At 71.7% G+C, this 26,500-nt stretch carries 27 protein-coding genes; 15 read left to right on the plus strand and 12 right to left on the minus strand.

Going from position 1 to position 26,500, the window contains the following annotated elements:
- Positions 1-57: 57 nt before the first annotated feature.
- From OG444_RS39225 to OG444_RS39255, 7 genes are all read right to left on the minus strand, one after another.
- Positions 58-1,140, minus strand: a complete 1,083-nt coding sequence (locus OG444_RS39225; RefSeq protein ID WP_327260159.1) for a protein kinase family protein — start codon at positions 1,138-1,140, stop codon at positions 58-60.
- Between the two features lie 57 nt (positions 1,141-1,197).
- On the minus strand, positions 1,198-1,917 hold the full coding sequence (locus tag OG444_RS39230) for a 4'-phosphopantetheinyl transferase family protein (RefSeq protein WP_327260158.1): 720 nt from the start codon (positions 1,915-1,917) through the stop codon (positions 1,198-1,200).
- On the minus strand, positions 1,914-2,753 hold the full coding sequence (locus OG444_RS39235) for an alpha/beta fold hydrolase (protein ID WP_327260157.1): 840 nt from the start codon (positions 2,751-2,753) through the stop codon (positions 1,914-1,916). The genes OG444_RS39230 and OG444_RS39235 overlap by 4 nt, the downstream gene beginning before the upstream one ends.
- Positions 2,750-3,223, minus strand: a complete 474-nt coding sequence (locus OG444_RS39240) for an SRPBCC family protein (protein ID WP_327260156.1) — start codon at positions 3,221-3,223, stop codon at positions 2,750-2,752. The genes OG444_RS39235 and OG444_RS39240 overlap by 4 nt, the downstream gene beginning before the upstream one ends.
- A 103-nt stretch (positions 3,224-3,326) precedes the next feature.
- On the minus strand, positions 3,327-4,853 hold the full coding sequence (locus OG444_RS39245; RefSeq protein WP_327260155.1) for an FAD-binding protein: 1,527 nt from the start codon (positions 4,851-4,853) through the stop codon (positions 3,327-3,329).
- Between the two features lie 13 nt (positions 4,854-4,866).
- On the minus strand, positions 4,867-6,429 hold the full coding sequence (locus OG444_RS39250) for a flavin-containing monooxygenase (protein ID WP_327260154.1): 1,563 nt from the start codon (positions 6,427-6,429) through the stop codon (positions 4,867-4,869).
- A 10-nt stretch (positions 6,430-6,439) separates the two neighbouring features.
- Positions 6,440-7,336 (minus strand): class I SAM-dependent methyltransferase, encoded by an 897-nt coding sequence (locus OG444_RS39255; RefSeq protein ID WP_327260153.1) that lies wholly within the window; start codon positions 7,334-7,336, stop codon positions 6,440-6,442.
- Between the two features lie 206 nt (positions 7,337-7,542).
- Between OG444_RS39255 and OG444_RS39260 the strand changes: the two genes are divergently transcribed.
- From OG444_RS39260 to OG444_RS39270, 3 genes are read left to right on the plus strand one after another with little or no spacing between them, the layout of a single operon-like run.
- On the plus strand, positions 7,543-7,797 hold the full coding sequence (locus OG444_RS39260) for a hypothetical protein (RefSeq protein ID WP_030390264.1): 255 nt from the start codon (positions 7,543-7,545) through the stop codon (positions 7,795-7,797).
- An 11-nt stretch (positions 7,798-7,808) separates the two neighbouring features.
- Complete coding sequence (locus OG444_RS39265; protein ID WP_327260152.1) at positions 7,809-8,795, plus strand: 3-oxoacyl-ACP synthase III family protein; 987 nt, start codon at positions 7,809-7,811, stop codon at positions 8,793-8,795.
- Positions 8,792-9,544, plus strand: coding sequence for an SDR family NAD(P)-dependent oxidoreductase (locus OG444_RS39270; RefSeq protein ID WP_327260151.1), 753 nt, complete (start codon positions 8,792-8,794; stop codon positions 9,542-9,544). The genes OG444_RS39265 and OG444_RS39270 overlap by 4 nt, the downstream gene beginning before the upstream one ends.
- A gap of 235 nt (positions 9,545-9,779) precedes the next feature.
- On the opposite strand, the gene OG444_RS39275 is transcribed toward OG444_RS39270, so the two are convergent.
- Positions 9,780-10,682: an AfsR/SARP family transcriptional regulator gene (locus tag OG444_RS39275; RefSeq protein ID WP_327260149.1), complete on the minus strand. Its 903-nt coding sequence runs from the start codon at positions 10,680-10,682 to the stop codon at positions 9,780-9,782.
- Between the two features lie 326 nt (positions 10,683-11,008).
- On the opposite strand from OG444_RS39275, the gene OG444_RS39280 reads away from it, so the two are divergent.
- From OG444_RS39280 to OG444_RS39335, 12 genes are all read left to right on the plus strand, one after another.
- Positions 11,009-12,220, plus strand: coding sequence for an aminotransferase class I/II-fold pyridoxal phosphate-dependent enzyme (locus tag OG444_RS39280; RefSeq protein WP_327260148.1), 1,212 nt, complete (start codon positions 11,009-11,011; stop codon positions 12,218-12,220).
- 65 nt (positions 12,221-12,285) lie between these two features.
- Positions 12,286-13,539: a beta-ketoacyl-[acyl-carrier-protein] synthase family protein gene (locus tag OG444_RS39285; RefSeq protein ID WP_327260147.1), complete on the plus strand. Its 1,254-nt coding sequence runs from the start codon at positions 12,286-12,288 to the stop codon at positions 13,537-13,539.
- Positions 13,536-14,384 carry a MaoC/PaaZ C-terminal domain-containing protein gene (locus OG444_RS39290; protein ID WP_327260146.1) on the plus strand — a complete coding sequence of 283 codons (849 nt, stop codon included), beginning with the start codon at positions 13,536-13,538 and terminating at the stop codon, positions 14,382-14,384. Before OG444_RS39285 ends, OG444_RS39290 begins: the two co-directional genes overlap by 4 nt.
- Positions 14,381-15,973: an AMP-binding protein gene (locus OG444_RS39295; protein WP_327260145.1), complete on the plus strand. Its 1,593-nt coding sequence runs from the start codon at positions 14,381-14,383 to the stop codon at positions 15,971-15,973. The genes OG444_RS39290 and OG444_RS39295 overlap by 4 nt, the downstream gene beginning before the upstream one ends.
- Complete coding sequence (locus tag OG444_RS39300) at positions 15,970-16,227, plus strand: phosphopantetheine-binding protein (RefSeq protein WP_327260144.1); 258 nt, start codon at positions 15,970-15,972, stop codon at positions 16,225-16,227. The genes OG444_RS39295 and OG444_RS39300 overlap by 4 nt, the downstream gene beginning before the upstream one ends.
- Positions 16,228-16,277: 50 nt before the next feature.
- A complete protein-coding gene (locus OG444_RS39305; RefSeq protein WP_327260143.1) occupies positions 16,278-17,318 on the plus strand; it encodes a hypothetical protein in 1,041 nt (346 codons plus the stop codon).
- A complete protein-coding gene (gene trpA / locus OG444_RS39310) occupies positions 17,311-18,174 on the plus strand; it encodes a tryptophan synthase subunit alpha (RefSeq protein ID WP_327260142.1) in 864 nt (287 codons plus the stop codon). Before OG444_RS39305 ends, trpA begins: the two co-directional genes overlap by 8 nt.
- A 69-nt stretch (positions 18,175-18,243) precedes the next feature.
- Positions 18,244-18,618 carry an ectoine synthase gene (locus OG444_RS39315; RefSeq protein ID WP_030721055.1) on the plus strand — a complete coding sequence of 125 codons (375 nt, stop codon included), beginning with the start codon at positions 18,244-18,246 and terminating at the stop codon, positions 18,616-18,618.
- Between the two features lie 65 nt (positions 18,619-18,683).
- Positions 18,684-19,829 (plus strand): acyl-CoA dehydrogenase family protein, encoded by a 1,146-nt coding sequence (locus OG444_RS39320; protein ID WP_327260141.1) that lies wholly within the window; start codon positions 18,684-18,686, stop codon positions 19,827-19,829.
- On the plus strand, positions 19,826-20,566 hold the full coding sequence (locus OG444_RS39325; protein WP_327260140.1) for an N-(5'-phosphoribosyl)anthranilate isomerase: 741 nt from the start codon (positions 19,826-19,828) through the stop codon (positions 20,564-20,566). The genes OG444_RS39320 and OG444_RS39325 overlap by 4 nt, the downstream gene beginning before the upstream one ends.
- Entirely contained in the window at positions 20,563-21,285 is a 723-nt protein-coding gene (locus OG444_RS39330; RefSeq protein WP_327260139.1) for an indole-3-glycerol-phosphate synthase, read from the plus strand. Before OG444_RS39325 ends, OG444_RS39330 begins: the two co-directional genes overlap by 4 nt.
- Positions 21,282-22,127 (plus strand): alpha/beta hydrolase, encoded by an 846-nt coding sequence (locus OG444_RS39335; protein ID WP_327260138.1) that lies wholly within the window; start codon positions 21,282-21,284, stop codon positions 22,125-22,127. The genes OG444_RS39330 and OG444_RS39335 overlap by 4 nt, the downstream gene beginning before the upstream one ends.
- A gap of 69 nt (positions 22,128-22,196) precedes the next feature.
- Here the strand turns inward: OG444_RS39335 and OG444_RS39340 are convergent, their stop codons facing one another.
- The 4 genes from OG444_RS39340 to OG444_RS39355 all read right to left on the minus strand — a co-directional run bounded on the left by OG444_RS39340 (position 22,197) and on the right by OG444_RS39355 (position 26,254).
- Complete coding sequence (locus OG444_RS39340) at positions 22,197-23,345, minus strand: class 1 isoprenoid biosynthesis enzyme (RefSeq protein WP_327260137.1); 1,149 nt, start codon at positions 23,343-23,345, stop codon at positions 22,197-22,199.
- 191 nt (positions 23,346-23,536) lie between these two features.
- Positions 23,537-24,172, minus strand: coding sequence for a DUF6875 domain-containing protein (locus OG444_RS39345; protein ID WP_327260136.1), 636 nt, complete (start codon positions 24,170-24,172; stop codon positions 23,537-23,539).
- On the minus strand, positions 24,169-24,759 hold the full coding sequence (locus tag OG444_RS39350) for a hypothetical protein (protein ID WP_327260135.1): 591 nt from the start codon (positions 24,757-24,759) through the stop codon (positions 24,169-24,171). Before OG444_RS39350 ends, OG444_RS39345 begins: the two co-directional genes overlap by 4 nt.
- Positions 24,760-24,859: 100 nt before the next feature.
- Positions 24,860-26,254 (minus strand): pyridoxal phosphate-dependent decarboxylase family protein, encoded by a 1,395-nt coding sequence (locus tag OG444_RS39355; protein ID WP_405786644.1) that lies wholly within the window; start codon positions 26,252-26,254, stop codon positions 24,860-24,862.
- Positions 26,255-26,500 lie beyond the last annotated feature (246 nt).

Raw genomic sequence — 26,500 nt, forward strand, 5'->3', positions numbered from 1 at the left:
GGCCAAGTCCGCCGCGGGGGAGGGCCCGAGCGGTCACACTGTGGGGGAGAGACCACCTCAGCCGCCTGCCGCGTCCCGCACGCCGCCCGCCTGCCGCTCGATCTCCGCGGCCGGGAACGGCGTCCGCCTGCTCTCGGTGAGCAGACGGCGGAAGAAGGAGTCCACGACAAGGGTGGAGCGTGCGTGCCGGTCGATGACATCCGTGACCTCGGGCGGGATGCCGCCGGGCCGCCGGCCCGCTGTCCAGTCGCGCAGGAACACCTCGCGACCCGTCTCACCGCGCACGCCGTCGAGCACGTGGTGTCGCAGCAGGTGGCTCGCGGTGTAGCAGCGGTCGAACGCCAGGTGGTCCGAGAGGAACCCGGACTCCTCCGCGGAAAGGTCGAAACAGTCGCTCAGGGCAAGCCCGAAGTCGGCGAAGTAGAGCCGGCGGCCATCGGTCAGGATGTTGGCGAAGTGAGCATCGAAGTGGACAAGTCCGCGAGAACTCATGAAGGCGGCCCCGCCCGTCAGGGCTTCCTCCACCCAGCGCAGGGGCGAGCCCTCCCCGCCCTCCCGCACGGCGCTCTCCCGCTCGGCCAGCCATCCGGCGAGCGTGTACGGCACGTGCTCCAGGAAGACCACCAGGCTGCACGAGGACCGGCCGATGGCCTCCAGCCGGCCACGAACGGCCGGCGACCCCTCCCAGTGCGCGACAGCCCCCTCCAGGCCCCCGAAGGCGTCGGTGAATCCTTCGGGAGGGGAGTCGGGCAGAACCCGCCAGTGGTACATCAGAGGAAATCCCGCGTACGCGTCGCCGAGTACCCAGTTCGTGGTCATCGTGTGCACGGCGAGCTCCCGCCAGGCACCGAACCCCGCCGAGCCCACCCCGTACTGGTAGAACAACGGCAGCCGGAAGACGTTCGCCGTCGACCGCACGTTCTCCGGCCGCAGTTCGATGTCCGTCAAAGGGATCCGCTTGACGAAGACACGCGTTCCGTCGACGTCCAGCTCGGCCGACCTGCCGCCGATGCCCGACCCGAGCGCAGTGGCACCTGCCACGGCCTCACCGAGCCGGTGGTCGCTCAGCAGGGAGAGCCCGGTGCTGACGGCCCCGTAACCCGCCAGGCGCGCGGCGCGGCGCCGGTCATGGTCCCGCATCGACGTCTCCTCGGTGCCCGGACCAGGGCTTCGGCAATCCCGCGTACGCCGCCGACCCTACGCCGTACCGGCCGGCGCGGGCCCGAGAGCAGGACCGCAAGGACCGGCCGGGGCCGGCCGCACGGCGCCCGCGTGTTCCACACGGGTCACCGCCGTCAGGACCAGGCCCCGCCCGGCCAGCCAGCGGCCCTCGTACACCGGGTCCACCGGCGACGGCACCGGCGGGCGCAGGGTGGCCGTGAACGTGCCCGCGGGGGAGAGGGCCACCGAGGCGTCACGGAAACCCAGCCAGATCCCCGTCGCCGGATACCAGGCCTTGTACACGGCCTCCTTCGCCGAGAAGAAGATCCGCTCCCACGGCAGCGAGGCATCCGCTGCGGCAAGGCCCGCCAGATGGGCGCGCTCCGCACCGCAGGCGATCAGCCCGAGGACCCCCGGCGGCAGCGGCCCCGCCGGCTCCGCGTCGATACCCAGGGCCGCCACCGACGAGGCCGGGGCGGCCACCGCCGCACGGTACCCCTCGCAGTGGGTGATGCTGCCGACCACACCGGACGGCCACTGCGGGGCCCCGCCCGGGCCCGGGAGCAGGGCCACCGGCCGCCGCCCCAGCTCGCTCAGGCAGCGCCGCGCACAGGCCCGCGCCGTCGCGAACTGCCGGCGCCGCCGCTCCCGGCGCCCCGCCATCAAAGCCGCCTCGGCAGGGAACAGCACAGCGGGCGCCGCGTCGTCGAAGGCTTCCGATGACGTGACGCCCGGAGGCAGGAGTTCCTCGATCATCGCGAGGCGAGCTCCATCGCCGCGGCCACCGCCAGCAACGGCCGCTCCAGCGGCAGCATGTGGCCCGCGTCCGGGACCCGTTCGAAGCGGGCACCGGGGATCACCTCCGCGAGGACCTCGGCCAGCGCGATGTCGATCACCTTGTCGCCCTCGCCGTGCAGGACCACCGCCGGCACCGTGACCGACCGCAGCGCCTCGCGGACGTCCCAGCCCCGCGTGCACCGGAAGAACTCCGCCCGCACCCGGGGCGCGGCCGCCGCGAACAGCTGCCGGTTCACGTCCCGCACCACCGGGTCCACCTCCTTGCCCATGGTGGAACCCAGCAGCCTGCGGCCCAGCCACGGACGGCCGAGCGCCCTGGAGAACACGGCACTGCCCATCATCTTCACCTCGCTGTCCGGGGTGTCCTGGCCGTGCGCCGCCGTGCCCAGCAGCACCAGCCCGCGCAGCCGGCCCGCCGACGGCGAGGTCGCCGCGTAGCCGAGGGCGGCGAACCCGCCGCCCGAATGACCGACGACCACCGCCTCCCGCGCGTCCGTCTCACCGAGGACCGCCGCCAGGTCCGCACTCAGCCGCTCCACCGAGACCGGGGTACGGCCCAGCGTCGAGGCGCCGTGACCGCGCTGGTCGTACAGCACCACCCGGTGCCCGGCCCGGATCAGCCGGTCCGCGACCGTGCCCCACACCCGCCGGGTGTGCGCCCAGCCGTGCACCAGGACCACGTCCGCGGCCGCCGGCGTGCCCGCCAGCGGCGCCAGCACCGTCACCTCCAGCGCGGCCCCGTCGTCGGTGCGGACCGTCAGCTCACGGGTGAGCCCCGCCGCCGCCGTGCTCACCGCGGCACCGCCGACAGCTGCCGGTCCAGGGACTCGAACGCTGCCAGCGTGCCCCTGGAGTGCTCCGCACCCAGGTCCGCGACCTTGGCCAGCACCTTCAGCCAGCCGTGCGGGCTGCCGGTGAAATGCATGGAGATACGGGTACGGCCGTCCGCCAGCGGCTCCACACGGAACGTGCTGGGACCCCGGAACACCCCGTCCACGTACTCGATGTCCAGGCGCCGTCCCGGCTCCACCGCCACCGTCCGCGAGGTGAAGCGCAGCTTCAGCCCGCCCTTGTCGGCGCCCTTGGTGTGCACCGTCACGCCCACCATGCCGCCGACCTCGTCGGGGGCACCGGACACCGCCGTGAACGTATTGGCCGGCACCCACCACTTGCGGGCCCCGCGGAACTCCGCGACGAGCGCCTCCCACACGGCATCCGCCGGGGCGTCGATCACCGCCTCGTCGATCAGGTCGTACGTCGTCATACCGAACCCTCCAGTGGATACGGGAAAGAAAAGAGGCGGCGGGGGCGGGGTCCCTCTCCCCGCCCCCGCCGCCGGGACTCCACGACCGGTCAGGCCCCCGCTGTCAGGCGAAGAAGCCCTGCCCGGGAGTGAAGATGTTGTTCGGGTCGAACTTGTTCTTCGCGTTCACGAAACCGGTCCACCGGTTGCCGAAGTGCTTCTTCCAGTCGGCACCCGACATCGGGATCGACCCCACCAGATAGCGCTTCGCGCCCAGGCCCACCGCGATGTCGTACAGACGGCGGTTCTGGTCGATCATTCCCTGGATGTTGGGCTCACCCGGGTTGGGGAACCGCAGCAGGTCGAAGAGGTAGACCACCGACTCGTTCGGCATCATCGCCAGCGGACGCTTGATCTTCGAGGAGAAGAACGGGTAGAAGAGCAGGAACCCGCCGCCCAGCGAGTTCGCATCCAGCTCCTGCTCCACGAGCTTCATGAACTGCTTCGTCTTCGACGCCGGCAGGAACATGCTCAGCCACGGCTTGGGCGTGTACCAGTGGCCGCCCTCCTTCAGGTACGCCTCGTACGCGTCGAGCCGGAACATGTAGTCCCGGAACGTCACGTCCTCGATGACCGCCTCCGCCCGCACGTCCTGCAGGTCGCACAGCAGCCGGGCCCGGTTCGGCGGCGTCGTGTTGTACGTCGCCCCGACCTCCAGCTTGTAACGCCAGCCCGAGTTGTCCGGGGTCCGCTGCATCTCGCCCGCGTGGACCTCGAACCGGCCGTCGGCCAGCACCCGCTCGGAGTCGGTCAGGTACTGCTCCACCGTGTTGTAGTACAGGCTGAAGATGACGGCCCGCTTCGGCGCCGGGATCAGCTTGACCTTGACCCGCACGATGATGCCGACCTGGCCGCCGCCCGACAGCGCCGCGTTGAACAGCTCCGTGCGCTGCGTCGCCGTCGCGGTGACCAGCTTGCCGTCACCCGTGACGATGTCGATGGACTGCACGGTGTCGCACAGCAGGCCGTACCGCTGCACCGTGCCGCCGATACCGCCGATGCTGATCGTCCCGCCGACCGAGATGTACAGGTAGTCCGGCAGCGCCGGCGGGGTCTTGCCCACCGCGAGCGTCGCGTCCGTCAGCTGACCCCACGTCACACCGGCTTCGACCACCGCGTGGTCGCTGCCGATCGACAGGATCCTCGACATGCCCTTGGCGTCGATGGAGATACCGCCCGGAACACGCGCCTGCCCGTACACCGAGTGCGACTCGATGTCGTCGCCGGTGCCGCCCTGACCGTTGACGGCGACCTTGATGCCGTTGGCACGGGCGTAGTTGACGATCTTGACGATGTCGTCCACGCCGCCCGGCCGCAGCACGGCCCACGGCTTGCTCGGGGCGCCGTCGAAGAGATGACCGAAGTCGTTGGCGAAGGCGTCGACCACACCGGGCGTCGTCTCCAGGGTGCCGACCAGGCCCGGCACCGGGACGACGTCGGAGTTCCCGGCCGCCTCGGCGGCCGTCGCCCAGGTCTGGCTCACGGCATTCCAGCCGACGACCGCGACGGCAGTGGTCGCGATCCCGCCCAGGATCCGGCGGCGGGACGGCTGGGCGGCGGTGCCCTCGGCAGTTCTGTGGGTGCTGCTCATCTTCGTACGTCTCCTACTGGTGAGGTACCGGCTTGGTGCTGCGTACCTGGGAAGCGAGCTGGTACTCGCTCAGGTCGAGGCGCTTGGTGCCCCGGCGGAAGCGCCAGGTGTACGTCGGGAAGATCGAGGTGTTGCGGCCGGCGGAGTCGAGGTACCAGCTCTTGCAGCCGCCCGACATCCAGACCGTGCCCTCCAGGTGCTTGTCGAGCTTCCGGTTGTAGGCGTCCTGCGCCTCCCGGCGGACCTCGATGCTCGACAGACCGCGCTCGGCAGCCTGCCGCAGGGAGTCCACGACGTACTGGACCTGCGCCTCGATCATCACGGTCTGCGAGGAGTGGCCCAGGGCCGTGTTCGGGCCCAGCAGCATGAACAGGTTCGGGAAGCCCGCGATGGTGGTACCGCGGTGCGCGGCCATCCCGTCCTTCCACGCCTCACGCAGCTGCACACCGTCCCGGCCCCAGATCCGGCGCGCGACCGGCCGGTCGGTGGCCTGGAAACCGGTGCCCAGGATGATGGTGTCGACCTCGCGCTCGACGCCGTCCGTGCCCACGATCGACTTCGCACGGACCTCGGCGATGCCGTCGGTGACGACCTCCACGTTCGGCTGCTGGATCGCCGGGTACCACGTGTTGGAGAACAGCAGCCGCTTGCAGGCCACCAGATAGTCGGGGGTCAGCCGCTTGCGCAGCGCCTCGTCCGCCACCGACTTCTCCAGGTGGTCACTCGCCATCTTCTGGACCTTCTCGGCGAGCTTGGGGCGCTTCCAGAAGAACGCGAGGATCTCCCGGCCCCACATGTTGAAGCCCCGCCGGAACTGCTGGTAGCCGGGCAGCGAACGCAGCATCGCGGTGTGCAGCGGGCTGTTGGCCTTGTCGGGCTTGGGGCCGATCCACGCCGGGGTGCGCTGGTACAGGTCCAGCTGCCCGACCTCGGGCTGGATCTTCGGGACGAACTGGATCGCCGAGGCGCCCGTGCCGATGACGGCGACGCGCCGGCCCGCCAGCTCGTGGTCGTGGTCCCAGTTCGAGGAGTGGAAGACCTTGCCCTCGAACTCGGCAAGGCCCTTGATGTCCGGCACGGCCGCCTCACTGAGGTAGCCCGTGCCGGTCACCAGGAACTGCGCGGTGTACTGGCCCTGCGAGGTCTCGATCCTCCAGTGCCGCTCGCCCTCGTCCCAGCGGGCGGCCTGAAGCTCGTGCCCGAACCGGATGTGCGGGCGCACGCCGAAACGGTCGGCCGTATCGCGCAGATACGCGAACAGCTCGTCCCGCGAGGCGAACGTCGACTTCCAGTTCGGGTTCCGGGCGAAGGAGAACGAGTAGAGGTGGGACATGACGTCGCACGCACACCCCGGATAGCTGTTGTCGCGCCAGGTGCCGCCGACCTCGTCGGCCCGCTCGAACACCAGGAAGTCGTCGATGCCCGACTGCAGCAGCCGGACGGCGGTGCCCAGACCCGAGAACCCGGTGCCGATGACCGCGACCCGCAGGTGCCGGGTCGGGCCGTGGCCGCCGGGACGCTTCTCGGTGCCCGTACGTGCCCCGCCGTCCTTGGCCGGTTCGAGAATGCTCGTCACGTCAACCTCCTTAACGGCGCGTGATGGTGACGCGGAAGTTGTTGAAGAACTTGTCCTCGAGGGTGTACGCGAAGATGTCGAGGTAGCGCTCGAACCGCGAGACGACCTCCTCGCCCTCCATGGCCACGGCCTCGTCCCGGCGCTCGGCCAGCAGGACCAGCCAGGCACGGCAGGCCATCGCGAACGACTCGCGCTCGTTGACGATCTCGTCGATCTCGAAGAGACCCTCCGCCGCGGCGCTCAGCTCGCTCAGGTGCGGGATGTGGCAGCCCTCGAACTCCGAGCGCTGCAGGAACTTCAGGTCGTCCAGGAGCGCCCGGTTCATCGGCAGCGCCTCGGCGGTCATGGTGTGCAGCACGAACTTCGCACCCGGGTTCAGGGCGTTCGCGACCTGCTGGAAGAAGTACCGGTAGCGCTTCGTGCGCTCCTTCGGCGGCAGGTTGGAGGAGACGAAGTGCTCCAGCGCGTTGATGCAGAACGCCGCGTCGTACTTCTCGCTGTCGTCCGCGACCTTGTAGTCGGCCCAGCTCTGGACCAGCGTGGTGATCCGCGGGTTGTCCAGGCCGGCGATGAACGCCTCCTGCGTGCGCGACAGGGTCAGGCCGACCGCCTGCTCCGCACCGTGCACGGTGGTGAGGCGGTTGAGCATGGTGCCCCAGCCGCAGCCGATGTCCAGGACGCGCCCGGTACGGCCGGCGGAGACATTGGCGAGCTCGGCGAACTTGTCGAGCTTGCGCTCCTGCGCCTCGTCGAGGGTGGCGACCAGGTCCTCGCCGTCTTCCCAGTAGCCGCCGGAGTACATCATCGTGGGGCCCAGCAGCAGCCGGTAGAAATCGTTGCTGACCTCGTAGTGGTGCCTGATCGCATCGACCTCGGGGTCCACCGACTTGGGGGCGACCGTTGTCATCCTGATCCTCTTTCCTGCGTGTCCGGCGGGCCGTGAATTTCCGAATTCGCGTCGAGAAAACCGGATGCCCCGCAAGGCGTGCGCAAGACGGCCTCCGGACACAATCCGGCGCCGTGTTGCGCGTTCCTTGCGGGGGCGCGGCTTTCATCACTCTCGAAAACCAGACACGCACTGCCGAGTTGCATTGCCGAGAGAGGACCGACCCCATGTCGCTGCCCACCATCGAAGAACTGGCGAGCCAGCTCGAGGCCGTCTCGGGTGCCGCGGAGGTCAGCCCCGACGCCCCGCTCCAGCACATCGCGGACGTCGACTCGCTGGACCTGATGGAGTGGCTGTACGGCTTCCAGAACCAGTACCCGCACATTCCGGCCGACGAGTCGCTCTTCGCCGACCTCGACGACACGACCACCCTGCGTGACGTGTACGCGAAGATCGTCGATCTCGTCCCGGCTCAGGCGTAGCGAGGGGTGACGTGACCGGCTTCGACATCACCGGGTGGGGCATGTCCGTACCCGAACGCATCGTCACCAGCGCCGAACTCGCGACACGCTTCGGCGTCGACGAGCACTGGGTCGTCAGCCGCTGCGGCATCCGCGAGCGGCGGGCGGTCGACCCGGGGCAGACCACCGCCTCCCTGGCCGTCGAGGCCGGCCGGCGCGCGCTCGAGAAGGCGGGCCTGACCGGCGCGGACATCGCCCACCTCATCGTCGCGACGGCCACGCCCGAGCAGCCGTCCCCGGCGACCTCCGCGTTCGTCCACCACGAACTGGGGATCGCGGGCAGCGCGCACGACGTCAACTCCGAGTGCGCGGGCTTCGTCTACGGGCTCGTGTCCGCCATGGCGCTGATCGCCATCGACCCCCGGCCGATCCTGCTGATCGGCTCCGACACCCACACCCTGACGGCCAACCCGGCCGACCGGGACCTGTCCATCCTCGTCGGCGACGGCGCGGGCGCCGTCGTCCTCCAGCCGGGCCCCGAGAACCGGGTCAAGGCCTGGAACCTGGGCGCCGACGGGGCCTGCACCGGCTCCCTCAAGGTCCTCGCCGGCGGCAGCCGGATGCCCACCACCCAGGAGACCCTGGACGCGGGCCTGCACTACGCGCAGATCAACGGCAACGAGATCTACCTCAACGCCGTCCGCTACACCGTCCGCACGGTCCGCGAGACGCTGGAGAGCGCCAAGGTGGACGCCGCGGACATCGACCACGTCGTACCGCACCAGGCCAACATCCGGATCATCAACTCGATCCTGTCCCACACCGGCCTGCGGCAGGAGGCTTTGATCACCAACCTCCAGAAGTACGGGAACACCGCCTCGGCGTCGATCCCGATCGCACTGACCGAGGCCCTCGAGGAGGGCCGGATCAAATCCGGTGACAAGGTCCTGCTGGCCGGCTTCGGAGCAGGCATGACCTGGGGTTCGATCCTGATGGAGTGGGGCGGTGTCGCGGCATGAGCAAGAACGGTGCGGGCGTCAGGCCCGAGTCCCCGGTCGCGCTCGTGACCGGCGCCTCGGGCGGCCTCGGCCAGGCCCTGGCGCTGGAACTGGACGCGCTGGGCTGCCGGGTCGCGGTCCACTACAACAGCTCCCGCCAGGGCGCGGAGGCCGTCCGGGAGAAACTGACCAACCCCTCGGTCCTGGTCACCGGCGACGTCGGTTCGTGGGAGGCCACCCAGGCCCTCTACGAGCGGATATCGGCCGAACTCGGCCCGGTGGACGTACTCGTCAACAACGGGGCCATCCGCAAGGACAGCCTGATGGCGATGCAGAACCCGGCCGACTGGGCCCAGGTCATCCAGACCAACCTGATCGGCTCCTTCCACACCGCCCGCGTCTCGGTCCCGTACATGCTGCGCAAGCGGTGGGGCCGGGTCATCAACATCGTGTCCCCGTCAGGCATCATCGCCACGGCCGGCCAGACCGCCTACTCGGCCTCCAAGGCGGGACTGATCGGCTTCACCCGCACCCTCGCCGCCGAATGCGGCCGGCGCGGGGTGACGGTGAACGCACTGTCCCCCGGCTTCATGATCACCGGCATGACCAACACCCTGCCGGACCGGGTCATCGAAGGCATGGAGGACAAGGCCCCGATCCCGCGGTTCGTCACGGTCGAAGAAGTCGCCCGCAGCGCCGGCCTCTTCCTCGACCAGGACTGCATGACGGGCCAGGTCATCAGCATCGACAGCGGCGTCTCCATCACCTGATCCCCCCGCCGCTCCCCGGCCCCGGCCTCCCCACCCCCACAGGGAGGCCGGGGCTCCCGTCGTCCCCGCCGACCGGGCCCGGACCCACCGGAGGACCTACGCGCACGAGGACGTACGCACCGGAGGACCTACGCACACAAGGACCCACAAGCACGAGGACGTACGCACCCGCCCGCGGGCACACGAGGGCCGCCGCCGCGCACCAGCGCAGCGGCGGCCCTTTCGCATGAGCGGATCAGGCGGCGGGGGAGGACGACATGCGGTGCGTGACGCACCCGTGCTCGGCCAGCGAGCACGGCCGGGGCACCGGCATGCGGTGATCCACCTCGAACACCCCCATCAGCACCGGGTCCAGGCAGGTCAGCGAACGCACGGCCGGCCGCGGTTCGGGCGTGCGCAGCAGCTCCAGGTACGCGGCCTCCGTCTCCGGCGCCGGATCGATGCCCAGCTCCTCCGCCAGCACCTCCCGCAACTGCTGGTAACTGCGCAGCGCCTCCGCCCGGTTGCCCGCCCGGGTATGGGCCGCCATCCGGCACCGGTAGGCGCTCTCCCGGAACGGGGCACGCCGCACGGCCTCCTCCGCATACCGCAGCGCATGATGCTCGTCGCCCAGCGCCGAGGAGGACAGGCTCGCCGTCTCCAGCGCCTTCAGCCGCAGCTCCTCCAGCTGCTCGCGCATCGCGTTGACCCACTCGCCCTCGTGCGAGGGCAGGAACGAGCCGCGCAGGTTCGACACCGCGCCCGCCGCGAGCTGCGCCGCCACCGCGTAGGCCCCCTCGGCGTACGCCTCGGCGGCCTCGGCCAGCGCGGTCTCCGCGACCTCCACGTCCACGACCGCGTCCCGCGGCACCCGCAGAAGGTAGCGGCCGCCCTGCGAGACCAGGGGAGTGGCCCCCGGCCCGTCCTGCGGCGTCGTGACGAACGTACGCACCCGGCTCACCAGGCTGCGCAGGGCCGAGGCCCAGGTGTCCGGCAGGCCCTCGGGCCATATCGTCTCGGCCAGCTGGTCACGGTCCGTGCCGCCGGCCCGCTCCAGGAGCAGCCGGGCGAACGCGACCTGCGCCTGCGCGCTCGAGAGGTGTTGAGGCGGTGCTCCGTCCGGCTCGATCGTGACAAGACCTATGAGTCTGATCAGCACTATGCACTCTCCGAAACGGTCGGCTTCCGGCCGTGTCCCCCAAGTTCGTGCGATTCAGAGGATACCGGCGGGCCTTCTCCGCATGTCAACAGCGGTCGGCAAACATTTCCGACCGAATAAAACCCGAGGTCCGGGCTTTCCCTTTCGCTTTTTGAGCGCCACTGCAGTCCGGCTGTGGCGCGGCTGTGGTCCGGCTGCAGTCCCGCTCTTGCGCTGCTATTGCGCCCCCCGAGCCTTAATGGAATTCCACTAGAGCCCGGCCGGAGAAACGGCAGGGCGTCGATGGAGTTCCGGGTCCGCCGGACGATCGCGACGAGGAGAAGCACGTGAACGCATCCGCTGCCTGGGACCGCCTCGAGCCGAAGCTGGCCTACTTCCGCGACCGCGTCCGGTCCCTGGAGTACGAGCCCAACCGCAAGAACAGCTTCGTGGCCTACACGGCCGAGCGGGACTCCGCGTACGCGGACCAGGACGGCCGCCGCCTGCTGATGATGTCCGGCTACTCCTACCTCGGACTTGCCGGCGACGAGCGGGTCGTCTCCGCCGCCAAGGCCGCCGTCGACCGCTACGGCACCGGCAACCACGGCGTGCGCGCCCTGGCCGGAACCACCCCGCTGCACGAGGAACTGGAGGCCGAGGTCGCCAAGGTCGCCGGCCGCGAGCGGGCCCTGGTCTTCGGCTCCGGCTACGCCGCCAACGTCGGCACCGTCGGCGCCATCGTCGGACCCGGCGACACCGTCTTCATCGACAAGTACGACCACGCCAGCATCGTCGACGGCTGCAAGCTCTCCGGCGCCACCGTCACCCGCTTCCGCCACAACGACGTCACCCACCTCGAACGCCGCCTCGCCGCCGCCCCCGACACCGGCGTCCGCCTCGTCATCGTCGACAGCGTCTATTCCATGGACGGCGACATCGCCCCCCTGGTCGACCTGCGCAAGGTCTGCGACGCCCACAACGCACTCCTGATGGTCGACGAGGCCCACGCCCTCGGCGTCATCGGCGCCACCGGCAAAGGCATCGAGGAGCACTTCAACTACGAGGCCAAGGTCGACATCAAGCTCGGCACCCTCTCCAAGGCCATCCCCTCCATGGGCGGATGGGTCGCCGGCTCCGCCGAACTCGTCCACCACCTGCGCTACGCCGCCCGCCCCTTCCTCTTCTCCGCCGCCCTCGGCGGAGCACAGACCGGCGCCGCCCTGGAATCCCTGCGCATCATGCAGCGCGAGCCCCAGCGCGTGCAGTTCATCCAGCGCGAATCCGCACGCTTCCGCGGCATCCTCAACCAGGCCGGCATCAGCACCGTCGACAGCGAGACCGCCGTCGTCCCGGTCATCGCCGGCTCCGACGAGGCCGCCTACGACCTCGCCACCGCCTGCCGCAAGAACGGCGTGATCGGACTCCCCGTCGTCACCCCGGCCGTCCCCAACGACCTGGCCCGGCTGCGCATCGCCATCACCGCCGCCCACACCACCTCCGACATCGACTTCGCCGCCGAGGCCCTCATCACCTCCGCCCGCGAGTGCCGCATCATCTGACCGCCCCCACGGCCACCCCTCCCACCCCTTTTTCCGTACCTCTCAGTCCGCCTCAGGGAGCAGACATGCCTTCACCGTCCAGGGGCAGTACCGCGCAGCCGCCCGTAGCCATCACCGGCATGGGCGTGGTCACCCCCGGCGGGTGCACCCCGGACGAGCTGTGGCACACACTGCGCGCCGGCCGCTCCACCGCCGCCGCCCTCACCCACATCGACCTCAGCCGCCACCGGGTACGCATCGGCTGCCGGGTCCGCGGCCTCGACTCCCTCGCCGGGCTCGTCCCGGCCAAGGACGCCCGCCGCATGGACCCCTTCGCCCACTACGGCACCGCCGCCGCCCTCGCCGCCCACCGCGACGCCGGATCACCCGCCGCCGAAGCCGGCCGCACCGCCATCGTCGTCGGCAACGCCGTCGGCGGACGCGCCACCAGCGACCTGGAATCCGCCCACTTCACCGAAGGCGGACCGGCCCGCGTCAACCCGCTCATGCCGCTCATGACGATGCCCAACGCGGCCGCCGCCCAGATAGCCATCCGCCTCGGCTGGACCGGCCCCGCCCTGACCGTCGCCAACACCTGCGCCAGCGGCGCCGACGCCATCGGCCACGCCCTGATGCTGCTCCAGACCGGCCGCGCCGACCTGGTCATCGCCGGCGGCACCGAACACACCCTCACCCCCGTCACCCTCGCCGGCTTCGGCAACCTCAGCGCCGTCTCCTTCCGCAACGACGACCCCGAACACGCCTCCCGGCCCTTCGACAAGGACCGCGACGGCTTCGTCATGGGGGAGGGAGCAGGCTTCGTCGTCCTGGAACGCCTCGAGGACGCGCAAGCACGCGGCGCGAAGACCTACGGCCTCGTCGCCGGGTACGCCGCCACCGCCGACGCCCACCACCTCGCGATGCCCCTGCCCGACGGCGCGGGCGCCGCGGCCGCCATGGCCGGCGCCATCGCCGACGCCGGCCTCGAACCCGCCGACATCGTGCACGTCAACGCGCACGGCACCTCCACCCCCTACAACGACCGGTCCGAGGCCGCCGCCCTCACCAAGGTGTTCGGCACCGCCCAGCCGCCCGTCACCGCACCCAAGTCGGTCATCGGCCACCTCATCGGCGCCGCCGGCGCCGTCGAGCTCATCGCCACCGTGCAGGCCATGCGCCACTGCGAGGTGCCGCCCACCGCCAACCACGAACAGCAGGAGCCAGGAATGGACATCGACGTCGTGCACGGCGCACCCCGCACCGTGCGCCCCGGACCCGCGATCACGAACTCCTTCGGATTCGGCGGCCACAACTCCTCCGTGGTGGTGACGCCGGTATGACGACCCTCTCGCTCCCCTCCCCGGTCCGCACGCTCACCGTCACCGAACCCGAGATCACCGACTACCGCGGCGCCGCCCGCCGGGGCCTGCCCACCGCCCGCCCCGGCCAGGCCTCGCCCGTCCACACCTTCGTCCTCGCCCACACCGTCGCCGAACAGACCGTCGCCGCACTGACCGCGGCCGAACCCGGCCCCGTCGCCGTGGTCCACCTCGGCCAGGACATCCGCACCCTGCGCCCGGTCCGCCCCGGCGAGCAGGTCACCGTCGCCCTGGACGTGCTCGGCATCCGCAAGGAACCGCGCGGCGCCCGCATCGCCCTGCGCGTCCGGCTGACCGGCGAGGACGGACCGGAGCCCTTCGCCGAACTGGTCATCTCCGCCCTCCTGGTCGGCGCGAGCACACTGGAGCCCTTCGGCGACATCACCGCGGGCGCCCCCGCCCCCGCCCCGCTGGGAGCCGGCGAACCCCACAGCGCCGTCCACCACCTGACCACCGACTGGATCACCACCTACGCCCACGCCTCCGGCGACCTCAACCCCATCCACCTCGACGAGGACGCCGCCCGCTCGGCCGGCTTCGACACCGTCATCGCCCACGGCATGAGCGTCGTCGCCCTCGCCGTGGAGGAGGCCACCGACCGCTTCGCCGCCGGCGACTCCGCCCGCGTCCGCGGCCTGGGCTGCCGCTTCTCCGCCCCCGTACCCCCCGGAATCCCGCTGGAGATCACCCTCCAGCCCGACGCCGACGCCCGCGTCGTCCGCTTCACCTGCAAGACCCCGGGGGGCGCCGCCGTGAAGTCCGGCTGGATCGAGTTCGCCGCCCCCCAGGAAGGAGGCCCACGATGACCGCACCCCGTACCCCGCGCACCGCCGCAGCACAGGAACAGACCCCGGACACCGTCGAACTCGGCCTCCTCGGAGGGTTCCTGACCCAGGTCCGCGACCGCCCCCACGCCACCGCGCTCCTCTTCAACGGGCAGGAGACCACCTACCGCGAGCTGTACGACCTCGCCGGCCGCGAACGCGACCGCCTCGCCCTCCTGGACCTCGCCCCCGCGGAACCGGTCGGCGTCCTCGCCGACAAGTCACCCGCCACGGTGGCCCTCGTCCTCGCCTGCCTCCTGGCCCGCCGGCCGCTGCTCCTGCCGTCCCCGGCCCTCGCCGACACCCTCCTGGCCGACCTCTTCGCCCAGGCCGGCTGCGCCCGGGTCCTGGCCCCCGGCGGCGAGAGCGCCCGCGTCGCACCCAACCCCGAGGTCACCGCCCGGCCGCTGCCCGCCGACGAGGCCGCCGAGGTGGCCCTCATGCTCACCACCTCCGGCTCCACCAGCCTCCCCAAGATCGTCCCGCTCGGCCTGGACGCCATCGACCGGTTCACCCGCTGGGCCGGCCACACCTTCGGCATCGGACCCGGCCGCACCGTCCTCAACTACGCCCCCCTCAACTTCGACCTCTGCCTCCTCGACGTATGGACCACCCTCGCCCGCGGCGGACGCGTCGTCCTCGTCGACCCGGCCCTGGCCGCCCACGGACGCCACCTGCGCGACCTGGTCCTCACCCACGGCGTCGACATCGTCCAGGCCGTCCCGATGGCCTTCGGCCTCCTCCAGGACGCGGCCGCCAAGACCGGCGACACCTTCCCCGGCGTCGAGCACGTCATGTTCACCGGCGACGCCATCCCCGACCGCACCCTCGCCGCCCTGCCCCAGCTCTTCCCCCACGCCCGCATCCACAACATCTACGGCTGCACCGAGACCAACGACAGCTTCATCCACGAACTCGGACCCGCCCCGACCGCCGCCGCACCCGCCGCGCCCGTCCCCATCGGCCGCCCACTGCCCGGCGTACGCGCCCTGATCATCGACCCCGACACCCACACCCCCGTCGAAGGCCCCGGCAGCGGAGAACTCTTCGTCTCCACGCCCTTCCAGACCCGCGGCTACCTCGACCGCACCCGCCACACCGACAAGTTCACCGGCCACCCCCTCGGCCTCGACGACCGCCGCTGGTTCCGCACCGGCGACCTCGTACGCCGCGACGCCGCCGGCACCCTGCACCTGACCGGACGCACCGACTTCCAGGTCAAGGTCCGCGGCGTCGCCGTCAACACCGCCGAGATCGAACGGGTCCTGCAGGAACACCCCGCAGTCCTGGAAGCCGGCGTCGCAGCCCTGCCCGACCCGATCGCCGGCAAAAGACTCGTCGCCGCCGTCCGCCGCGCCCCCGGCTCCACCCTGACCGGCCTGCAACTGCGCACCCACTGCGCCCGGCACCTGCCCAGAGCCGCCGTACCCCACCAACTCACCGTCACCGAGGCCCCGTTGCCCAAGACGGCCACCGGCAAGGTCGACCGCAAGGCACTCGACCGCCTCGAACAGCCCAGCCCCACCACCGCACCCGTAGCCACACCTCTCGCCGAAGGAATCCCGTCATGAGCAACGTCGACACCATCAAGAACTTCGTCATCACCGAGTTCCTCCCGGGCACCGCCGCCGGCGAACTCGCCGCCGACCACGACCTGCTCAACGACGGGGTCATCGACAGCCTGGGCGTCCTCAAGCTCATCGCCTGGGTCGAGGACCGCTTCGAGCTCGCCATCGGCGACGCCGACCTGGACCCCAACAACTTCCGCAGCGTCGAGGCGATCGACACCTTCATCACCGAGTCCCGCCGCACCGCCGCCGCCTGACCCGCCAGGCACCGTCCCCACCCCTGACGCACACGAGACGGAGACCGACCGTGCACGACGCACTCACCGGCCTGCTCGAACAGCGAGCCCCGGTCGGCCGCGAGACCTGGCGGTCCTGGTGGGACCAGCTCGGCAACGGCAGCCTCGACAAGGCCGAGGCCCTCGCCCTGCTGGCCGCCCTGACCAGCCGGCTCCCGGACCACGAGACCCTGCGCCACCTGCTGGACTCGCTCGCCGAGCGCCGGCCGGCCGCACCGGCGACCACCGCCTGGGAAGGCACCGTGAACGTCGTCGGCACCGGCGGCGGCCCCCGGACCTTCAACATCTCCACCGCCTCGGCGTTCGTCGCCGCGGCAGCCGGGGTCAAGGTCGTCAAAACGGGCTCCCGCGCCTACACCAGCTCGCTCGGCTCCGTCGACCTGCTGGAGCGGCTCGGTGTCCGTCTCACCTCCTCCCACACCCAGACCGAGGACACCCTCGCCGCCCACGGGATCGCCTTCGCCGGACCGTTCGTCTACCCGGCGCAGCTGACCCGGCTGGCCCGCACCGTGGCCCCGTACAGCATGAAGACCTTCGGCCGGTTCCTGAACGCCCTGGGCCCCTTCCTCGCCGACCTCCCGGTGGCCGCCCAGGTCACCGGGGTCTCAGCGGCCGCACCCCTGGACACCCTGCGCCGGCTCGCCGAGACCACCACCGGCCGCCGCATCTGGCTCACCACCAACGACACCGGCGCCGACGAACTGCTGCCCTTCGCGACCAACACCATCCACGCAGGACACGCCCTCACCCGGATCATCCGGCCGGGCGAACTCACCCCCGGCGACGGCTCCTTCGCCGACCTGCGGCCCGCCGATGCGGACACGGCCGTCGCACACTTCCTCTCCGTCCTCTCCGGCGAGGCGGGCCGCGTCGCCACCCGCACCGTCTGCCTGGGCGCCGCCGCCCTCATCGTGGCCTGCGGAAACCGCCGCGACTGGCTCTCGGCGGTCTCCGTCGCCGAGGAAGCGGTCCGCACCGGCGCCGCCCACGACCTCGCCCGGCGCCTGGCAGCCGCACCCGCCCCCCGCACCCTGGCGGTGTCCGGTGCCTAGCCCCACAACGACGCCCCGCACCACAGGGACAAAGCCCGCCCCCGCCCCCTTCTTCACCCGCCGCACCCCCGGCGGACCGCCCGGACTCGCCCTCTTCCTCAACGCCGGCGATCCGCCCCTGCCCGTCCTGCGCGACCTCGTCCTGATGCTCGACGACGAAGGCGTGGACTGCCTCGAACTGGCCGTCCCCTTCCCCGACTCGGTCACCGACGGCCCCGTCATCCGCCGCTCCGCCCGCCGGGCACTGGAGCGCGGCGGCGCCGGCCTGGACGACGTACTCGCCTTCATCGCCGACGTACGGCCCCACCTGAACCACCTGCGGATCGCCCTCCTCGCCGACTGGAGCCACTCCCTCAAACACCGGGACCTGGCCGCCACCACCCGCGAGATCGCCGCCGCCGGCGCCGACGGACTCCTCGTCCACGCCCTCCCCCCACGGCTGCGCGCAACGCACCTGGAGTCGGCCGCCGCGGCCGGCCTCCCGGTCGTCACCACCTGCTACACCAAGAGCCCGCCCCCCACCCAGGCCCAGGCCGCCGCACAGGCCTCCGCCTACCTCTACCTCGTCGCCCACTACGGACGCAGCGGAACCGCACCCGCCGCCGGCCACGCCGCGCTGGCACAGACGGTCACCGCACTCCGGGCGCACACGACGTCCCCGATCGCCGTCGGCTTCGGGGTCAGCACACGGCAGGACGTCGAAGCCGTCGGAGCCGCCGGCGCCGACGCCGCGATCATCGGCTCCGCCGCGGTGGCCGCCCTCGAACGGGCGCAGGACACCGCCGCCGATGTCACCGCAGCCTTCCGCGACTTCGTCCGCCAGGTCCTGCCCGCAACACCGCACCGAACCGCCTGACCGGCGGGAAAGAAGGCTCCACCCCTCATCCGGACCATCCGAGCACCACCCTCACACCGGGAGATCGCCATGATCGTTCGCGACATCGAGTCCGTGAAGACCGTCGAGTGGGGCAACGGCCTCAGCCGCCGCTTCCTCCTCGCCGAGGACGGCCTGGGCTACTCGCTCACCGACACCACCGTCCTGGCCGGCACCAAGTCCCGCCTGGAGTACGTCAACCACCTCGAGGCCTGCTACTGCATCGAGGGCTCCGGCGAGGTCATCGAACTCGACGGCACCTCGCACGAGATAGTCCCCGGCCGGATGTACGCACTCGACCAGCACGACGCCCACTTCCTCGTCGCCAGCCCCCACGAGGACCTGCGCCTGGTCTGCGTCTTCTCGCCCGCCCTGCGCGGCGACGAGGTCCACAGCCTCGACGCGCACAGCTCCTCCGCCTACTGAGACACACGCCCCCGCCCGGCCGCCCGCCCGCCCGCACCGTCACCGAACAAAAAAAGGGGTCCGTCGTGATCCGTTGGAACACCGACCAGGCCGATCTGCGCGAAGGCCTGGAGAGGTGGGGAGACGCACTCAGCGCAGACCACATCGAACTCGACGAGCAGTCCGCCTTCCCGGAGGACAAGTGGAAGCTCGTCCAGAAGACCGGAATCCTGGGACTGCCCTTCGACGAGGACCACGGAGGCCTCGGACAGTCCCTCCTGACCACCATGTACGTCCTGGAGGGCCTCGGCGAGTACAACCGCGACGCGGGCCTCAGCTTCTGCATCACCACCTCCATCTGCTCCACCGGAATCCCCATCCAGCAGTTCGGCACCGTCGAGCAGAAGGAGCGCTACCTGCCTCAGATCTGCTCGGGCGAGGCGATCGGCGCCCACGCCATCACCGAGTCCGAAGGCGGCTCCGACGCCATGGCCATGACCACCCGGGCCGTACGCGACGGGGACGACTTCGTCATCAACGGCAGCAAGGCCTTCGTCAGCAACGGCCCCATCGCCGACGTGATCGTGGTCTACGCCCGCACCCACCCGGACGGCGGCCCGCTGGGAACGACCGCGTTCCTCGTGGACCGCAACACCCCCGGACTGACCGCCGGCAAACCCATCAAGAAGATGGGCCTGCGCACCTCGCCGCTCAGCGAGCTGTTCTTCGACGACGTACGGGTACCCAGGAGCGCGGTACTCGGCAGGGTCGGAGGCGGGTTCCTGGTCCTGGACCACGTGATGAAACGGGAGATCCTCTTCTCCTTCATCGTCAACGTGGGGGAGATGCAGCACCGGCTGGAGCGGTGTGTCGACTACGCGAAGACACGCAAGTCCTTCGGAAAGGCGATCGGTTCGTACCAGACGATCGCCAACAAGATCGTGGACACGAAGATCCAGCTGGAGACCGCCCGCAAGTGGCTCTACGACACGGGCGAGAAACTGGAGGCCGGCGAGAACATCACCACCGACCTCGCCATCTCCAAACTCGTCACCAGCGAGTCCAACCTCGCCACCAGCCTCACCGCCGTACAGATCTTCGGCGGCCACGGCTACATGGCCGAGTTCGGCCTGGAACTGGACGTGCGCAACGCCGTCGGCGGCACGATCTACTCCGGCACCAACGAAATCCAGTACAACCGCATCGCCTCGATGCTGGGACTGGGCAAGTGAGCACCACCCGCCCGCTGTCCCGGACACTGCTGAAGGTCTGCGGGGCCACGGCCCCGCAGGACATCGAGGCGGCGGCGGCCGCCGGGGCGGACTGCGTCGGCCTCTGGCACGGCGTACCCGGCGGCCCGTCCGAACTGGACCAGGACGGGCTCGCCGCCCTCGCGGCGGCGGCCCGTTCGGCCGGCCTCCTGCCGGTCCTGGTGACCTTCCTCGCCGACGCCGGTGAACTGGCCGCGATCGCGGCCCGCACCGGCGTCGGCTGGGTCCAGCTCCACGCCTACCAGCCCCCCGCCCTCGTACGGGCCCTGCGCCAGGCACTCCCCGCCGACGTCGGCATCGTCAAGGTGCTGCACGTCCAGGAGAACGGAAGCTGCGTGGAGCGCCCCCTGACCGGCGCCTACGACCGCGCCGGCACCGACCTCTTCCTCCTCGACACCGCCACCGGCGACGGCCGCATCGGCAGCACCGGCGCCGCCCTGGACCCCGAGCACGTCACCGCCCTGCTGCCCCGCCTCACCCGCCCCTTCCTCCTCGCAGGAGGCCTCACCCCGGCCAACCGCCCGGCCTACCAGGACGTCGTCGACCACCCCGGATTCCGCGGCATCGACGTCGACACCGCGGCACGCGACACCACCACCGGCGCCTTCGGCGTCCCGCAGATCGCAGCCCTGGCCCGCGCCTGGCGCACGGGCACCGCCCCCCTCCCCGACCACCCCCCGCTGGAGCTGTCGCGATGACGAAGCAGAACCGGACCGGCTTCCCTTTTCTCGAGGCCCTCCTGGCCTCCCCGACCCCCGTGGTGATGGAGGTGAAACGCCGGGACGCCCACGGCTACGACATGCTGGGCGGCCGCACCCCCGCCGCCATCGTGGAGGCGTACGAGACGGCGGGCGCCCCTTGCGTCTCCGTGGTGACCGGCCGCTGGTTCGGCGGCTCGCCCGCCCTGCTGCGGGACGTGGCGGCCCTGACCGGACTCCCGATCCTCCAGAAGGACTTCATCACCCGCAAGGACCAGATCCGCACCGCCGCAGAACTCGGAGCCTCCGCCGTCCTGCTCACGGCGGCACTCCTGCCCGCGTCGAGCATGCGCACCCTGGTCACCGAATGCCTCCTCACCGGCCTCACCCCCTTCGTCGAGATCACCCGCGAAAGCGAACTCGAAGCAATCCACCACCCCGAGGAATGCGTGATCGCGGTCAACAACAAGGACATCCGGACCCGCGAGCGCGGCGCCGGCGACCTCGGCCGCTCCCTCGACCTGCTCCCCGCCGTCCGCACCGCCGGCGCCGCCTGCCCCGTCAGCGCCAGCGGCATCGACAGCCCCGAGACCGCCGCCGCACTCCTCGACGCCGGATTCGGCGGCCTGCTCGTCGGCACCTCACTGCTGCGCACCGGCTCACCCTCCGCCTGGGTGCACGCGATGGAAGGCACACGGAAGGGACTGGCGGTCCGATGACCACACACCCGGACGGCGCCCGCCCCTACACGCTCAACGCGGCCGGCATCACACTCTCGGCACTCCTGGCCCTGCCGAAGGACCGGGCCGCGCCCCGCTCCACGATCCTCGCGATCCACGGCCGCGGCATGCGGGCCGCGTACTGGAACTCCTTCGCCCCCCTCGCCACGGCCCTGGGCCACGCCGTCCTGGCGGTCGACCGGCCGGGCTACGGGGACTCCGCGGACCTCCTGCCCGACGGCCAGAGCCTCGCCGAGCAGGCGGAAACCCTCCACGCCGCCCTCAAGGAGCACACCGCCGCCCACGACACCGGCGCCGGAATCTTCCTCCTCGGCCACTCGGACGGCGGCAAGGTCGCCCTCCACACCGCGGCCGCCGACGGCGGCACACCACTGATCGGCCTGGACGCCTCGGGCGTCGGCCACCACTACAACCCCGAAGCCCTGCACTTCCCGTCCACCCTGGGCGGCGGCGCCACCAAACTCAACTGGGGCCCCCTGAACCTCTACCCGCGCGGCACCTTCCAGGCCAGCCGCACCCTGCTGTCCCCGACACCGCCGCGCGAGTCGGCGGAAACCCTGCGCTGGCCCGCCCAGTACGAGGAACTGGCCCCCCGCGTCCGTATCCCCGTCCGCCTCACCTTCGCCCAGCACGAGGCCTGGTGGCACCTGGACGCCCCCACCCTGACCGCGATGACCTCACGCCTGACCGCCGCCCCGTCCGTCACCGTCGACCACCTCCCCGCCTCCGGACACAACATCAGCCTGGGCCACACCGCCCACGCCTACCACCTGCGCGTCCTGACCTTCCTGGAGGACTGCCTCCTGGCCGCACAGCCCTGAAGGACGTCCTGCCGGCCGGTCCGGCCCCGCACCCGGCCGGCAGGACACCCCCGCACACCTCCGCGGCCGTCATCCGCCGCTGCGCCCGCGGACCGTCCGGTACAGACGGTCGATGAGGTGCCCCTTGCGCTCGATCGTCACGTCGAAGTACGCCGCACTGCGGTCCGAGCGGCACACACCGTGCACCGCCTCCTTCGCCGCACGCTTGAGCCCGGCCGCCTCCGCCGCGAGCTCCACGAGCGTCTCCTGCAGCTTCGGATGACCCAGGACGAACCGTTTCAGCCCCGGGCCGGCCGACTCGGCGGGCACCCCCTCCCCGAGCAGCTCCAGGACGACCCGGTTGCCCAGCCCGTCGAAGTCCTCGTGGGTGTTGGCCCCGCCAAGTTCCGGCACGAAGTCCGTCAGATCGTTGAACAGCTGGCTCGCCAGCCCCAGTCCGCGCATCGCGTCGTCCAGGGCCCGCCGCTCGTCCTCCACCACGCCCAGCGCCGCCACCGCCGCGTCGAGCGGCATCCGGAACAGCGTCCCCGTCTTCAGCGCGGCCGTCGACTCCCAGAACTCCACCCGCGCGTCCCGGGCCGCGGCCATCAGCTCGGCCCGGGTCCGCGGCGAGCGCGTGGACAGGTCCACGGCCTGGCCCGTCAGGCCGTGACCGACCGCCCGCACCAGGCTCGCCACGACCGCCGGATCGGCCGCATGCCCCAGAGCGGCCGTGATCAGCCAGGAGCCGGCATTGAGGGCCAGCGGTATCCCATGGGTGACGTGCAGCGCGGCCTCTCCGTAGCGGATGCCGCTGCCGTCCTGGATGTCGTCGAGCGCGACCGCGGCCTTCAGCAGGATCCGTACCGCCACGGCCGCACGGCGCACCGCCGCCAGATCCGCCGGGGACGCCTCGTGGCCCGCCTCGTCGGGGAAGCCCCGGTAGTTGCGGTAGGCCCAGAACACCATCGAAGGGCGCAGCGGACCCCCGCCGCCCCCCGCCGGCCCGGCCGCCGGCGCCAGCGCCTCCTGCCCCACCCTGGACCCGACGGCGTCCGCGACCGGCCCGTACAGCGAACGCCGCAGCGCCGCCTCATACACCGACACGGCCGCCCCCGGGCGCACCGGCGCCACCACCCCGGCCAGCGAGCCCAGGAACCCGGCCAGATCCCGCTCCAGCAGGGCCGCGTCACCCCGCACCACCGCCTCGACCCCCGGCGCATCCACCGTCTGCGTCACATGCCCTCCGAACCTCACCCCACACCGAACCCGGGCCCGGCAGCTGCCGGCCCGGCAGGGGAAGCGTGATCGTTACCGGTGGGTGCGACAAGCCTCCATCCGGATACCGGGCAGCCCGGCAGCAGCTTTCGGACACGACGACGGCGGGCCGGGGGCACACAAGCCCCCGGCCCGCCGTCCACGTGCATACGTCAGGCGGCCACCACCCGGCTCACCAGCTGGTCGCGGATACGGGACGGCAGCGCCGGCGCGAAACGCTGGAGGTAGTGGTCCATGTGCGCGTCGTCGCTCACCAGGAACGGCAGATCGAAGACCAGCAGCTTGCGGACCGCCAGCAGGGGCAGCGGGGCACGCAGCGGGCGGAAGGCCTCGTTGTAGAGGCCCGGCTCCTCGCACACCGGGTGGAACTGGCCGATCATCAGCCCCTCCGCCACGAACTCGTCCTTCGCCTTGCGCTGCAGTTCGTCCAGCTCCACCGAGTCCGTCGGGTCGAACCCCGGCAGGACCAGGAGGATGGTCAGCAGCTCGCGGTCCTCCGGCGCCAGCGGCTGCGAGAGGACCGCGTGGCGGGTGCGCAGCGAGTCCACCGCCGACGCCAGGTCCTCGCAGCCGGCGGACGGCACCGCCAGGTGGAACAGCTCCTTGCGCAGCGAGGGCTGGGTGTACGGGCACACCGGGCCGGTACGGCCCAGTTCGGGGTGGCTGGAGACCAGGAACTCCCGGCTCCACGCGAGGACCCGCAGCAGCGGGCCGAGGTGCTCCGCCGGAGCCTCACCGCGGGCTATCTGGCCGGCGGTCCACGACTGGATCAGATCGTCGCCCCTCATCGGGGGTCCCTCCACATGGGTCGCAGTACGGGTCCGCCGTCGGGCAGGGCGATGTCGGCGCCCAGACGCTCGAAGCCGGCGCGCCGGCTCGTGGCCTCACCGCCCGGGGAGCTGGCCTCCACGTAGCAGGCGATGCCCTCGGCGTCCGCGCGGGCCACCACCCGGCCCAGCAGCCCGGACATCAGGCCGCCCTGCTGCCGGCCGGGCCGGACCGCCCCGAAGGAGACGTAGTAGTGCGGCGGGCCGTGCGGATGCCGTTCCTCCTGCAGGCCCGCGATGGTGCGCATCGCGTCCGCGTGCTCGCCCAGGGCGGCGGACAGCGCCGCCTCCAGGGCCTTCTCGTCCGGCTCCGCGCCGGGCGGCAGGAACAGCAGCACCGCGTCGCCGTCCGGGCCGGTGAGCACCCCGTCATGGGCGGCGGACAGTTCCACGAACACCCGGAAGAACCCGGGCAGCAGCTCGGCGCGCAGCCGCTCGCCGGGGATCATCCAGCGGGTCAGCGCGTCCTCCTGGAAGGAGGCGGCGAGGAGGGCGGAGAGGTCGGTGACGGTCGATGGGTTCAGCCGGTTCACAGGCAGGGCGGACAAGGCAGGGCCTTCCGGTCGGTTGACAGAACACAGAACGCAGAACGGACAGGGACAAGAAACGGGGAACGGGGAACGGCGAACGGGGAACGGCGGGAAGAGGTCAGGGCGTTGACCGGGCAGCCCCCGCGAGCTGCGCCACACGGGCGTGCAGGGCCGGCAGGTAGTGCTCGAACTCCGGCTTGATCAGGACACTGCGGATCACCCGCGCCGCCTCCGCGTCCCGCACCACGCGCGGGTGGCGCCGTACGAACGCGTCCGCGTCCGCACGCAGCACACTCAGGAACACCGGGTCCGACTCCGCCGTCATGCCCTCGCGCAGCAGCCGCTCCGACGCCGCGTCGATCGAGGACAGCGAGCCCCCGGCGGCCGCCGGGAAGTACGTCACGATGTCGAGGTCCGGCCGCTGGTACAGCTCCAGCTCCCCGGACGCGGCCAGCAGGTCCGCCCACCGCAGCGCGGCCCGCCGGTTCGCGGCGAGGATCCGCCCGAAGCCGTCCGGGGTCAGCGGCAGCAACTGCAGCGTCAGCCACAGCGCGGCCGCCGCGGCCCCCGCCCGCGAGCACTCCAGACTGATCTCACCCAGGTGCAGGTCGGCGTCGGTGAAATAGGTGTACGGAGAGTCGTGCGCGAAGTGCCGCCCGGCCCGCGGATCGGGGAAGAGCACCGCCCCGCACCCGTACGGCTGCAACCCCTGCTTGTGCGGGTCCACCACCACCGAGTCGCACCCGGCGATCGCCCGCCAGGGCGCCGGGTCGACGCCACCCGTGCCCGCCCTGCCCAGGATCGCGTAGAACCCGCCGTACGCCGCGTCGACGTGCACCCGCGCCCCGTACCGGCGGGCCAGCGCCAGCACCTCGTGCACCGGGTCGACCGCCCCCAGCCCGGTCGTACCGGTGGTGACGACGACGGTGCCGATCCGCCCGCCGCGCAGCGCGCCCTCCAGCGCGCCGAGGTCGATCCGGCCGTGCGCATCGGCAGGGATGCGGTGGCCCTCCATCCCCAGCACGTGGCACATCCGCTCGTGCGTGTAATGGCACTCGGAGCTGTAGGCGACCCCCCGGTCCGGATGCAGCTGCCGGGCGACGTACAGCGCCTCCAGGTTGGCCATCGTGCCGCTGGTGGTGAGATGCCCGACGTGCGCGTCGAACCCGAACATGCCGGCCAGGTCGGCGACCGCCTCGCGTTCCATCTCGGTGGTCGCCGGCCCGCCCTCGGCGGCATGGTTGTTGGGGTTGAACAGCATGGCGGTGAGATAGCCGGTGACGGCCGCCGGATGCGGCGGCTTGACCATTTGTCCGGCGTAACGCGGGTGGAAGAACGGATAGTTGTGATCCATCCGCTTGGCGAGGCGGTCGAAGGCCTCGGTGAACGCCTCCGGGCCCACCCGGTGCGCGCCGTGGCTCTCGTACGGGCCGAACTGCCCGCCCCACCGCTCCGCCACCCCCAGCGCGCGCGGCAGCCAGTCGCGTAAGTCGTGCAGGTCGTGACGGTCCACGGGTGCCTCCCCCAGCGGCCGCCCCGATCGGCGGCACGATCACGCGTACGCGGTCGTACGTACGCACGAGGAGCCTTGCCCAGGCCCCGCAAGGCCCGCGCAACGCCGGACCCCGCACACCATCCGCGCTCGAGCGGTGCGCAAGCCGGGTCTGGTGCACTCGCGGCGCGCCACCTGCGCCAGCAGCACCGCGCGCCGGCCGCCCGCAGCGCGAACGGCCCCCGCCCCGGCGGCCCGCGCACCCAC

This window comes from Streptomyces sp. NBC_01232 (assembly GCF_035989885.1).
Lineage (GTDB): Bacteria > Actinomycetota > Actinomycetes > Streptomycetales > Streptomycetaceae > Streptomyces.